Below are 12,509 nucleotides of genomic sequence, written 5' to 3' on the forward strand. Positions count from 1 at the left end.
TATCCCCCGTGACTCGTCTTATGAGATGGCCGGCAATCTTGGCTTTTTCGAGCCAATGCCCCGCTTGCGAATCCAAGGCTAAGGTGCAGTTTTCTTCAGGTCTACTTAATTAAAATAAGCATATAGGTTAGAAATTATGGCCGATTGATCAACCGGAGAAACGGGCTTGGATTTCTTCCGATTGCGCACGCTTCGCGAGCTCTCGCGCCGCGAGACGATGGCTGCGGTCGCCGACGCGCTCGGCATTTCCTCATCGGCCGTTTCCCAGCAGATCGCCCAACTGGAGGACGAAATCGGCATTGCGCTCGTCGAGCGGCGCGGGCGAGGGGTGACGCTGACACCGGCCGGACAGCGGCTCGTTGTGCATGCCGACCGGATATTCGGCATTGTCGAGGAAGCCAAGACCGATATTGCCGAGTTGCAGAATATCGTCGCCGGCGACCTGAGGATCGCCACCCAGCCGTCCGCGGCTTCCTCCTTCATTCCCGCCGCAATGTGCCAGCTCTCCATCGACCATCCGCATCTCGACATCGTCATGACGACGATGGGACCTGCCGAAGGCGTGGCAGCGCTCCGGGCCTGGCAGGCCGATATCGTCATTGCCGACGACATATCGTTCGATCCGCATACGCTGGAGGGCACGGCCGACACGCTGTTCCTCTGCCGCGACCAGCTCTTCGTGCTTCTGCCCGCTGGCCACAGGCTGGAGTGCGAGCCCGTCATCGAACTCGCACAGCTGAGGGATGAACATTGGGCTCTCGACGTCGCCTCCAGCGCCTATTGCAGGGCCATCCGCCAGGCCTGCCGCGACATCGGTTACGAGCCCGTCATCAACGGTTTCAGCGATAGTTTCGAAGTCGTGTTCGCGCTGGTCGAAGCCGGATGCTCGATTTCGGTGATGCCCGGACTGGCGCTTCGAGATTTTGGCGAAGGCCTGACCGTCAAGCCGCTGGTGCCATCCACCTACCGGGGCATCTATGCCATTACCCGGCGCGGTGAGGTGCGTAACCCGAAGATCGCGGCGGTGCTCGATCAACTGGTAAAGAGCGCGCCGGGGGATTTGAACAGATCCTGATTTTCGCGCGAATGCACTCTTGGCAGGAGCGATCATATCGGGCACTCTTGGTTTATGATTATGGCAACTCAAGCAGCAGGCGTTCGCGCACGCGACGCACGACTTACCACCACGGCCTCCTGATCGGAGCCGGTTGATACTGTCGTTTGCTTTCTCCTTATTTGCCTTGAGCCACCGTCCATGGACACCAGATCGCTTCCAAAGCCACATCGCGCTTTTTTCGTCCGGAGCGTCGCGCAGACGTCGTGCGCCGCAACTTCGCGCGCGCTTCGACTTAGCCGCGGCTGCCGGACGTCACCGGAGCACCGGCAGCCGTAGCTGCTCCTGAACCAAAGAGTACCTCTCATTTTTAGGACACGTCGCCGGCATAGCCGGCCGGCGCCAGGAGTGATGCATGCCTTATGATCCCAAGACGATCGAACCGAAGTGGCAGGCTTATTGGGCCGATCACCGTATTTTTCGAGCGGAGATCGATCCGGCCAGACCGAAATTCTACGCACTCGACATGTTCCCATATCCTTCGGGTGCGGGCCTGCATGTCGGCCATCCCCTCGGCTATACGGCCACGGATATAACGTGCCGCTACAAACGCATGCGCGGCTTCAACGTCCTGCATCCGATGGGATGGGACAGTTTCGGCCTGCCGGCGGAGCGCCACGCGATGCGGACTGGTGTGCATCCCGATATCACGACAAAGCGCAATATCGAGACGTTTCGCGGGCAGGTGCAGAGGCTGGGTTTTTCTTATGACTGGAGTCGCGAGTTTGCCACGACCGACCCCGCCTATGTGCGCTGGACGCAGTGGATCTTCCTGAAGCTGTTCGAGAAGGGCCTCGCCTATCAGGCGGAGGTCGCGGTCAACTGGTGCCCGGCCCAGAACTCAGTGCTTGCCGACGAGGAGGTCAAGGACGGGCGTTATGTCGAGACCGGCGATCCCGTCATTCGCCGCAGGATGCGCCAGTGGATGCTGCGCATCACGGCCTATGCCGATCGGCTGCTGCAGGGACTGGACGGCCTCGACTGGCCCGAAAACCTGAAAACCATGCAACGCAACTGGATCGGACGCTCCGAGGGCGCCGAAATCCGGTTTCCGCTCAAGCACGGCAAAGAGGTCATCACCGTCTTCACGACGCGCCCCGAGACCCTGTTCGGAGCAAGCTATATCGTCCTCGCGCCGGAGCATCCTGCCGTTGCCGCCATCATCGAGCCGGAAATGCGCGAGGCAGTGGCCGCCTATATAGCCGAGGCCGAAGGATTGGAAGAGACGGTGCGGGCCGATGCCGGGCGCGAGAAGACGGGCGTCTTCACCGGCGCTTATGCGACCAACCCTGTCAACGGAGCCCGGCTGCCGGTTTGGGTGGCCGATTACGTGCTGGCTGGCTACGGCACCGGCGCCCTGATGGCGGTGCCGGCTCATGACGCGCGCGACTACGCTTTTGCCCATGCGCACGAGCTGCCGATCATTCGCGTGATCGACAGCGAGGACGATATCGAAAAGGCGGCTTATGAGGGCGAGGGGGCGATGGCCAACTCCGGCTTCCTGGATGGCCTGGGCTCGCCGGAGGCGAGATCCGCCATCATCGCCTGGCTGCAGGCGAACGGCGCGGGCTGGCCGAAGGTCATACACCGCCTGCGCGACTGGCTGTTTTCCCGCCAGCGCTACTGGGGTGAGCCGATCCCGGTGTTGCATCTGGCGGATGGTTCGGTGATGCCGCTGCCCGAGGAATGCCTGCCGCTGCTGCCGCCTGAACTGGACGACTACGCTCCGACGCCGGATGGCGAACCGCCGCTTGCCCGTGCGCAGGCCTGGGTCGAAACGACCGTGCCGGGCACCGACATTCCGGCACGGAGGGAGACCAACACGATGCCGCAATGGGCGGGCTCCTGCTGGTATTATCTCAGATTCCTCGATCCGGAGAACACCAGCAAACCCGTCGGGCGCGAGGCCGAGCGCTATTGGATGCCGGTCGATCTCTATGTCGGCGGCGCCGAGCACGCGGTCCTGCATCTGCTCTATGCCCGCTTCTGGCATAAGGTGCTCTACGACATCGGCGTCGTTTCGACGGAAGAGCCGTTCCAGCGGCTGTTCAACCAAGGCATGATCCTTGCTCATTCCTACGGCGATGCGGCTGGCCGGTATTACGCGCCGTCGTCGGTCGTCGAAGAGGAGGGCAGATGGTTCGCTGGGTCGGTCGAAGTGCAGCGCGCCGTCGAGAAGATGTCGAAGTCGCGGCTGAACGTTGTCAATCCCGACGATGTTGTCGATCAGTTCGGGGCCGACGCCTTGCGCCTGTACGAGATGTTCATGGGACCTCTGGACGCGGCAAAACCCTGGCAGACCGCTGGCGTGATCGGCGTGCGTCGGTTTCTGGAGCGTGCCTGGCGCATTGTCTGCGACGAGAGCGATGGCCTCTCTCCAGTGGTGCTGGAGGCGGCCCCCAGCCCGCAGCTTCTGCGCTTGCGCCACCAGACGGTGAAGACCGTGACGGCGGATATCGAAGCAATTCGGTTCAATACCGCGGTTTCCCGGCTGATGGAACTGGCCAACGCACTGACGGCGGAAGCAGTGCGTCCGCGCGAAGTGGTGGAGACATTCGTGCTGTTGCTCGCACCCTTTGCGCCTCACATCGCGGAGGAGTTATGGAGCAAGCTTGGTCACGGGGAAACACTGACATGGGTTTCCTGGCCCACTTTCGATCCTGCAATGATCGAGATGGAGACCCGCGAATATGTCGTGCAGATCAACGGCAAGGTTCGCCACCGCTTCGAAGCCGCCGCCGATCTCGGCGAGGCGCTGCTTGCAGCGGCGCGATCCGAACCTTCCGTTATGGCCTTGCTCGACGGCAAAACGGTGGTCAAGGAAGTTCTGGTTCCGGGGCGACTGGTGAATTTCGTCGTCGAAGACCTGTGATGATCCAAAGCGGATCGTCGGATTTGAACCCGACGGTCCGTTCCTTCAACCGACTGCCTACCTGCCACTCTCCGGCCAGGTCGGCTGACTAATGCTCTGCAGCAGTTCCGGTTCGACGCCGTCGATGCGGGCGATGACGGCTTTGGCCATTTCGCGGCCGGCGTGGCGGACGTCCTCCTGGGCGGTGATGATCTCGGGGCGGATCCAGTTGAGGATCGGCACCGATTGTTTGGAGACCATGTCGAGATCGCGGCCGAGCGCCTTGCCGGCGGCTTCGATGCCGGCATTGACGGCGATTGCAGCACTGCCGGCCGAACAGACGATGCCATCCGGTGCGTTGGCCGAGCGCATCATCACCTCGACGACGTCGCGGATGTCGGCGAGCGGGGCGTCGGTGTTGATGCGCAGCGGCACTTCCTCGGCGCCATAATCATGCAGGCCGGTCTGGAAGCCGATGCGGATATGGGCGTAGTAAGTGAGTTTGCTCGGCGGCTGCAGCAGCGCGATGCGGCGCCGGCCGCGCTTGACCAGCTTTTCCACCGCCTTATGGGCGAAGGCCTCGTTGTCGAAATCGTGGAAGGGATGCGTCAGACCCGCATCGGTGCGCCCATGCGTGGCAAAGGGCATGCCGCGCTCGCTCAGCAGCCTTACGCGCGGATCGTCTGGCTCGATGCGTGAGATGATGACGCCGTCGGCCGAGCCGGTATCAAGGATATAGCGCACCGGCAGCATCGGGTCCTTGCTGTGCGAATGCGGCGTGATGACGATATGATAGGGCGTGCCGGATAGCACCTCGGAGATGCCGAAGACCATCTGGCTCGAGAAGCCCATGATCTCCTCGTCGATGCTGAGGACGAGGGCGATGACGTTGGTCTTGCCGGTACGGAGGCGCACACCCGCCCTGTTCGGCTGGTAGCCGAGCTGGCGGGCGACCATGCGCACGCGCTCCTTGGTTTCGGCCCCGATATCCGGCGCATCCTTCAGCGCACGCGACACCGTCGTCACGCCAAGGCCCGTCATGAAGGCGATCGTCTTCAACGTCGGGCGCTCGCGCGCTGCCGGCGTCGATGCCGCGTTCCCGAAATTTCCCTTGTTTTCCATCCCTTTAGGCCGTCCTGCGCGAATTGGTGTCGCTTATAGAGGCTTTTTCCAGCGTCGTAAGCCCGCCGCATGCCAAAATCGCACCTCCCTGAAGAATGCAATCTGTAACGATACAGTAGAAATGTCGAGTGCTTTTTGTTGTGTGCATTGCAACATTGTACGTATAGGTTGAATCGGCAATCCGTGCTCTGTTTTATTGCGATTGCGAAGAGACTGAATTGGAAGGCTAAATTTATTGTGTAAAATTATTACGCAAATTCAAATTGATAAAGTGGAAACGCATGTGCGGGAACGCCCGGCCTGGTATCGTTTCAAGGGGATGCAGTGCTCCTGATGTAAACAGGCAGAAGTAGCAATTCCGGTTATCACGGAAAAATTTGCCTGCGGGCAGTTGCGTGGAGAAATCGATTGATCTAAGTTTTTCCGGCAACGTTTCAGTGAGGGAGGAGAACTCATGAAAATCCGTATAATGGCGGCCGTGCTTGCCGCTTCGGTCGCGCTTCCGTTCAGCGCCGCCAACGCCACCGATCTCGAAGTCACGCACTGGTGGACATCGGGCGGCGAATCCGCTGCCGTCGCCGAGTTGGCAAAGGCATTCGACGCCACCGGCAACCACTGGGTCGACGGTGCTATCGCCGGTTCCGGCGGCACTGCCCGTCCGATCATGATCAGCCGCATCACCGGCGGTGATCCGATGGGAGCAACCCAGTTCAACCATGGCCGCCAGGCCGAGGAACTTGTCCAGGCCGGCCTGATGCGCGATCTGACCGATGTGGCGACCGCCGAGAAGTGGAAGGACATTATTCGTCCGTCGAGCCTGCTCGATTCCTGCACCATCGACGGCAAGATCTACTGCGCTCCCGTCAACATCCACTCCTGGCAGTGGCTGTGGCTTTCGAACGCCGCCTTCAAGAAGGCCGGCGTCGAGGTTCCGAAGAATTGGGACGAGTTCGTCGCTGCTGCTCCGGCTCTCGAAAAGGCCGGCATCATTCCGCTCGCCGTCGGCGGTCAGCCGTGGCAGGCAACTGGCGCCTTCGACGTGCTGATGGTTGCGGTCGCCGGCAAGGATACCTTCAACAAGGTCTTCAAGGACAAGGATGCGGAAGTTGCCGCCGGTCCCGAAATCGCCAAGGTCTTCAAGGCGGCCGACGACGCTCGGCGCATGGCCAAAGGCAGCAACGTCCAGGATTGGAACCAGGCCACCAACCTTGTCATCACAGGCAAGGCCGGCGGCCAGATCATGGGCGACTGGGCGCAGGGTGAGTTCGCGCTCGCCGGTCAAAAGGCCGGTACCGACTATACCTGCCTGCCGGGCCTCGGCGTGAACGAGATCATCTCGACTGGCGGCGACGCCTTCTACTTCCCGCTGCTGAAGGACGAAGAAAAGTCCAAGGCGCAGGCCGTGCTTGCCAAGACCCTGCTCGATCCCAAGACCCAGGTTGCCTTTAATCTGAAGAAGGGTTCGCTGCCGGTTCGCGGCGACGTCGATCTCGCCGCCGCCAATGATTGCATGAAGAAGGGTCTCGACATCCTGGCCAAGGGCAACGTGATCCAAGGCACCGACCAGCTGCTTTCGGCCGACAGCCAGAAGCAGAAGGAAGACCTCTTCTCCGAATTCTTCGCCAATCCGTCGATGACGCCGGAAGACGCTCAGAAGCGTTTCGCCGGGATCATCGCTTCTGCTGACTGATCAGCAGATTCGCTGCCCTTGCGGTCCGGCACCCATGGTGCCGGACCGTTCCGGACGGCAGGTGATGGTCCGGCGGGCGGCGGCGTATCTCTGGTATCTTCAGCAGGTTTCGGAGATGGAGACGACAGGCGGCGCCTTGCCGATCTGTCACTGGTCGCAGTTGCGATTTGAGGAGAAGTATTCATGACGGGTCAAGCGCGAGCAGGCCGGCCAAATAAGTTACTGCGCAATCTGAATGCCAAGATTGCGTCCATTCCGATGATCCTGACGGCGCTGGTGATCTTTGTCGGTGGGACGTTGTGGACGGTTTTTTATTCCTTCACCAATTCCAAGCTCCTTCCGCGGTTGAGCTTTGTCGGCTTCGATCAGTACGAGCGCCTGTGGGCTGCGCCGCGCTGGGTGACGGCGATCGAGAATCTGGCTGTCTACGGCATTCTCTCGCTGATCTTCAGCCTGGTCATCGGTTTCATGCTTGCCGCGCTGATGGACCAGAAGATCCGTTTCGAAAACACTTTCCGCACCATCTTTCTCTATCCCTTCGCGCTGTCCTTCATCGTGACGGGCCTCGTCTGGCAATGGGTTCTGAACCCCGATTTCGGCATCCAGGCTGTGGTGCGCTCGATGGGGTGGACAAGTTTCACTTTCAATCCGCTCTATACGCCTGAAATCGTCATCTACGGCATTCTGATCGCGGCGCTGTGGCAGGGGACGGGTCTCGTCATGTGCCTGATGCTTGCCGGCCTGCGTGGGATCGACGAGGACATCTGGAAAGCGGCGCGTGTGGACGGCATTCCGATGTGGAGGACCTATCTCTTCATCGTCATCCCGATGATGCGGCCGGTCTTCATCACGACGATCGTCATCATCGCCTCCGGCATCGTCAAGGTCTACGACCTCGTGGTCGCGCAGACATCGGGCGGACCGGGCATCTCCTCGGAAGTGCCGGCGAAATATGTCTACGATTACATGTTCCAGGCGCAGAACCTGGGGCAGGGCTTTGCTGCCTCGACCATGATGCTCGTCACAGTCGCGATCATTATCGTTCCGTGGGCCTATCTGGAATTCGGCGGAGGGCGCAAGCGTGGCTGATGTAGGAACTCTCAACACCACGTCTGCCGGCATCGACGCCGTCGCGCCGAAACTCGGCGAAGGCCCCAGCGGCCCCCGGCCGCGCCCTGCGGTGTCGGCGCGCAACATCATGCTCTATGGCACATTGACGATCGCAGCGCTCTACTATCTGCTGCCGCTCTATGTGATGGTCGTGACGTCGCTGAAGGGCATGCCGGAAATCCGTCTCGGCAACATCTTTTCGCCGCCAATGGAGATCACCTTCGAACCCTGGGTGAAAGCCTGGGCGCAGGCCTGCACCGGGCTCAACTGCGATGGCCTGTCGCGCGGCTTCTGGAATTCAGTTCGCATCACGGTGCCGTCGGTGATCATCTCGATCGCGATCGCCTCGGTGAACGGCTACGCGCTGGCAAACTGGCGCTTCAGAGGATCCGAGCTTTTTTTCTCGATCCTCATCGTCGGCGCATTCATTCCCTATCAGGTGATGATCTATCCGATCGTCATCATCCTGCGCGAAATCGGCATCTACGGCACGCTGACCGGCCTCATTGTCGTGCATTCGATCTTCGGCATGCCGATCCTGACGCTGCTTTTCCGCAACTATTTCGTGTCGCTGCCGGAGGAACTGTTCAAAGCGGCGCGTGTCGACGGGGCGGGCTTCTGGCAGATCTTCCTGCGGATCATGCTGCCGATGTCGCTGCCGATCTTCGTGGTCGCGATGATCCTGCAGGTGACCGGCATCTGGAACGACTTCCTGTTCGGCGTGGTCTTCACCCGGCCGGATACCTACCCGATGACCGTGCAGCTCAACAACATCGTCAATTCCGTCCAGGGCGTGAAGGAATACAACGTCAACATGGCGGCAACGATCCTCACCGGTCTCGTGCCGCTCATCGTCTACTTCGTGTCGGGGCGGCTTTTCGTCCGCGGCATCGCCGCCGGCGCAGTGAAGGGTTGATCTCATGAATATGAATGCAAGCGTCTCCATCAAGGATCTGTCCCTGAATTTCGGCGCGGTGAGCGTGCTGAAGGATCTCAATCTCGACATCAACGACGGCGAATTCCTGGTGCTGCTCGGCTCGTCCGGCTGCGGCAAGTCGACCTTGCTGAATTGCATCGCCGGCCTGCTCGACGCCTCGGAAGGGCAGATCTTCATCAAGGGCAAGAACGTTACCTGGGAAGAGCCGAAGGACCGCGGCATCGGCATGGTGTTCCAGTCTTATGCGCTCTATCCACAGATGACCGTCGAGAAGAACCTGTCATTCGGTCTTCGCGTCGCCAAGGTGCCGCAGGCCGAGATCGACAAGCGGGTGGCACGTGCTTCCGAAATCCTGCAGATTCAGCCGCTGCTGAAGCGCAAGCCGGCTGAGCTATCCGGCGGCCAGCGCCAGCGCGTGGCGATCGGCCGGGCACTGGTGCGCGACGTCGACGTCTTCCTGTTCGACGAGCCGCTGTCCAATCTCGACGCCAAGCTCCGCTCGGAGCTGCGCGTCGAGATCAAGCGCCTGCACCAGTCGCTGAAGAACACGATGATCTACGTGACCCACGACCAGATCGAGGCGCTGACGCTTGCCGACCGCATCGCCATCATGAAGAGCGGCATCATCCAGCAGCTCGACGATCCGACGACGATCTATAACAGGCCGCGCAATCTGTTCGTTGCCGGCTTCATCGGCTCGCCGTCGATGAATTTCCTGCACGGTGAGCTGGTCAAATCAGGCGAGGGCATTGCCTTTTTAGCCAACGGCGTCATTTTCTCGCTCGCTGACTACGACGCTGGCGAGACGCTGCAGCCCGGCCGCAAAGTGGTTCTCGGCGTTCGTCCTGAACACATCAAGGTTAACGAGAATACCGGCGGCGAAGAACATGACGCCACCGTCGATATCGAGGAGCCGATGGGCGCGGACAATCTGCTGTGGCTGAAACATGCCGGTCACACGATGTCTGTACGTGTCAACGGCGCACGCCGCTTCAACGTCGGAGCCAAGGTGAAGCTCAGCTTCGACATGACGGTTGCCTCGGTCTTCGATGCCGAAAGCGAGCTGCGTCTCTAGAGAACTCTGCGGGCGGGGCCGAAATGGCGCCGCCCTACCTCCAATCGGCCATCAGGCCAGCCAAATTCGGCCGTGGTCCGGCTTGTCCGGCGCCTCCCAGGAGCGGCCCGATCAGGATACTACTATGACATCCTTGCCGAAGAACGGTTTCAACATCGACCTTTCCGGTTCGTGGCAGCTCGCCTCTGTCGACGGCGAGATCCGTACTGCGATCATGCTGCCGGGCGACGTGCACACCGCGCTCCACCGTGCAGGGCTGATCCCCGATCCCTATTTCGGCCGCAATGAGGAAAAGGTGCAGTGGGTGGCCGAGCGCGAATGGGCCGTCGAGCGCAGCTTCACGCTTCCGGAGGTCGAAGGCGACTGGTATCTCGATATCGATTATCTCGACACGGTCGCCAGCGTCCACGTCAACGGCTTCCTGGCGCTCGAAGCCGACAACAGCTTCCGCCGCTACCGGCCTGACGTCTCCAGCATGCTGAAATCAGGCGACAACAGCATCCGCATCGTCTTTGCCTCCAACATTGCCGTCGGCGCTGCGCGACAGAAGCAGCAGCCCTTTTACATTCCCTACAGCACGGGCAATTCGCCGATCCCCGACGGCAACATGCTGCGCAAGCCGCAATGCCATTTCGGCTGGGACTGGAACATTGCCATTGCGCCGCTCGGCCTCTACGGGACGATCGCGCTGAAAAAGCTCGAAACGGCGCGCATCGAACACGTCGTCACCCGCCAGACCCACAATAATGACGGTTCGGTCGATCTCAAAGTGACGGCGACGCTGTTTTCCAAGGGGCCAGACATTGCCCAGGTCTATTTCGAGCTCGACGGCGAGCGCGTGCGCCTCGATGTCGGCGTCAACGGCGAGACCCATGTCAACCACCTCTTCCATATCGACAACCCGCGCCTCTGGTGGCCCTCCGGCAGCGGCGAGCAGGCGCTCTACAGGCTATCCGTCGAATTGCCGACGGATGAGGTTATCAAGCAGATCGGTCTTCGCACCATCGAGCTGATCACCACGCCGGATGCGTCAGGCAGCCGCTTCGCTTTCAAGGTCAACAGCCGCGAGGTCTTCTGCCGCGGCGCCAACTGGATCCCGGCCGACGCGCTGTTTTCGCTGTCTTCGCCTGAGAAGACCGAGGACCTGCTGCAATCGGCCAAAGCCGCCAATATGAATATGATCCGCGTCTGGGGCGGCGGCTTCTACGAGCAGGATCATTTCTATGATCTCTGCGACCGACTGGGCCTCATGGTCTGGCAGGACTTCATGTTCGCCTGCAACCTCTACCCCTCGACCGAGGACTTCCTCGACAATGTAACGATCGAGGTCGATTACCAGGTGCGCCGGCTCTCCTCGCATCCGTCGATCGTGCTCTGGTGCGGCGACAACGAGCTGGTGGGTGCGCTCACCTGGTTTGAGGAATCGAGGAAGGACCGCGACCGCTATCTCGTCTCCTATGATCGCCTCAACCGCACCATCGAGCAGGCGGTGAAGAAGGCGCTGCCCGGCGCGCTCTGGTGGCCGTCGAGCCCGGCGTCCGGCTATCTCGATTTCGGCGATGCCTGGCATGCGGACGGGTCCGGCGACATGCACTACTGGTCGGTCTGGCACGAGAACAAGTCGTTCGACAATTACCGCTCGGTGCGTCCGCGCTTCTGCTCGGAATTCGGCTTCCAGTCCTATACGTCGCTGCCTGTGATCAGGACCTATGCCGAGGAGAAGGACATGAACGTCGCTTCCCCCGTCATGGAGCTGCACCAGAAGAATGCCGGCGGCAACGAGCGCATCGCCGGCACGATGTTCCGCTATTTCCGCTTCCCCAAGGATTTTCCGAACTTCGTCTATCTCTCCCAGATCCAGCAGGGGCTGGCGATCAAGACGGCGGTGGAATACTGGCGGTCGCTCAAACCCCATTGCATGGGCACGATCTACTGGCAGCTCAACGACACCTGGCCAGTGGCCTCCTGGTCGAGCCTCGACTATGGCGGCCGCTGGAAAGCGATGCACTACCTCGTCAAGCGCTTCTTCCAGCCGGTCGCGGTCGCTGCCATTCCTTCCGATGACGGAAAGACGATCCGCTTCTCGCTTGTTAACGACACGCTTGCCAATGTCAGCGTCGATCTTTCGATCTCGCTGCTGACGACGAAGGGCGAACGCCGGCATCTGAAGGACGTGCAGGCCGTGTGTTCGCCGGATGCGGCCGTCACTGCCACGAGCATCGACGTCTCCGATATTCCAGAGGGAACGCTGCTTGCCTGGCACTTCACCGCGTCGAACGGTACGGGCGGCGAGGGGCATTACGTCAACGGCACCTACAAGGCGCTGGAGCTGGAGCCCGCGGGGCTTGCTGTCACCCACGAATATGTCGAGGAGAATGGCGCCGTCGACATCAACGTCACCGCTAGGGGACTTGCGCTTTTCGTGATGATCGAGACCGAGACGGACGGCAAATATTCCGACAACGCCTTCGATCTTGCGGCCGGCGAGAGCCGCCGGATCACCTTTACCCCGGCACGGCCGCTTGATCGTGGCGCGCTTCCGGAGTTCCGGTTCTACGACTTGTATTCCTGCCAGTCGGCAGATTGATCTTGCAAGAATGGGCACGAGGC

8 protein-coding genes are annotated in these 12,509 nt (G+C 60.9%); 7 read left to right on the forward strand and 1 reads right to left on the reverse strand.

Annotated elements, in window-relative coordinates; translation table 11 throughout:
* The first annotated feature begins 166 nt into the window (after positions 1 to 166).
* Positions 167 to 1,075 (forward strand): LysR family transcriptional regulator, encoded by a 909-nt coding sequence (locus FFM53_RS24015; protein ID WP_138390980.1) that lies wholly within the window; start codon positions 167 to 169, stop codon positions 1,073 to 1,075.
* Between the two features lie 394 nt (positions 1,076 to 1,469).
* Positions 1,470 to 3,986 carry a leucine--tRNA ligase gene (gene leuS, locus FFM53_RS24020; protein WP_138390981.1) on the forward strand — a complete coding sequence of 839 codons (2,517 nt, stop codon included), beginning with the start codon at positions 1,470 to 1,472 and terminating at the stop codon, positions 3,984 to 3,986.
* A 57-nt stretch (positions 3,987 to 4,043) separates the two neighbouring features.
* Here the strand turns inward: leuS and FFM53_RS24025 are convergent, their stop codons facing one another.
* Entirely contained in the window at positions 4,044 to 5,087 is a 1,044-nt protein-coding gene (locus FFM53_RS24025) for a LacI family transcriptional regulator (RefSeq protein WP_012757809.1), read from the reverse strand.
* Positions 5,088 to 5,541: 454 nt separating this feature from the next.
* On the opposite strand from FFM53_RS24025, the gene FFM53_RS24030 reads away from it, so the two are divergent.
* From FFM53_RS24030 to FFM53_RS24050, 5 genes are all read left to right on the forward strand, one after another.
* Positions 5,542 to 6,777, forward strand: a complete 1,236-nt coding sequence (locus tag FFM53_RS24030; RefSeq protein WP_138329163.1) for an ABC transporter substrate-binding protein — start codon at positions 5,542 to 5,544, stop codon at positions 6,775 to 6,777.
* Between the two features lie 183 nt (positions 6,778 to 6,960).
* Positions 6,961 to 7,866, forward strand: a complete 906-nt coding sequence (locus FFM53_RS24035) for a carbohydrate ABC transporter permease (protein WP_029870732.1) — start codon at positions 6,961 to 6,963, stop codon at positions 7,864 to 7,866.
* Positions 7,859 to 8,803, forward strand: a complete 945-nt coding sequence (locus tag FFM53_RS24040) for a carbohydrate ABC transporter permease (RefSeq protein ID WP_138390982.1) — start codon at positions 7,859 to 7,861, stop codon at positions 8,801 to 8,803. The genes FFM53_RS24035 and FFM53_RS24040 overlap by 8 nt, the downstream gene beginning before the upstream one ends.
* A 4-nt stretch (positions 8,804 to 8,807) precedes the next feature.
* Entirely contained in the window at positions 8,808 to 9,899 is a 1,092-nt protein-coding gene (locus FFM53_RS24045; RefSeq protein ID WP_173862949.1) for an ABC transporter ATP-binding protein, read from the forward strand.
* Between the two features lie 124 nt (positions 9,900 to 10,023).
* On the forward strand, positions 10,024 to 12,486 hold the full coding sequence (locus FFM53_RS24050) for a beta-mannosidase (protein WP_138390983.1): 2,463 nt from the start codon (positions 10,024 to 10,026) through the stop codon (positions 12,484 to 12,486).
* Positions 12,487 to 12,509 lie beyond the last annotated feature (23 nt).

This window comes from Rhizobium indicum, from assembly GCF_005862305.2.
GTDB classification, from domain to species: domain Bacteria; phylum Pseudomonadota; class Alphaproteobacteria; order Rhizobiales; family Rhizobiaceae; genus Rhizobium; species Rhizobium indicum.

Excerpts from the sequence above, each read along its gene's own strand:
- FFM53_RS24030 (WP_138329163.1), top strand. The coding sequence starts at position 5,542 with ATGAAAATCCGTATAATGGCGGCCGTGCTTGCCGCTTCGGTCGCGCTT.
- FFM53_RS24050 (WP_138390983.1), top strand. The coding sequence starts at position 10,024 with ATGACATCCTTGCCGAAGAACGGTTTCAACATCGACCTTTCCGGTTCG.
- FFM53_RS24045 (WP_173862949.1), top strand. The coding sequence starts at position 8,808 with ATGAATATGAATGCAAGCGTCTCCATCAAGGATCTGTCCCTGAATTTC.
- leuS (WP_138390981.1), top strand. The coding sequence starts at position 1,470 with ATGCCTTATGATCCCAAGACGATCGAACCGAAGTGGCAGGCTTATTGG.
- FFM53_RS24025 (WP_012757809.1), bottom strand. The coding sequence starts at position 5,087 with ATGGAAAACAAGGGAAATTTCGGGAACGCGGCATCGACGCCGGCAGCG.
- FFM53_RS24035 (WP_029870732.1), top strand. The coding sequence starts at position 6,961 with ATGACGGGTCAAGCGCGAGCAGGCCGGCCAAATAAGTTACTGCGCAAT.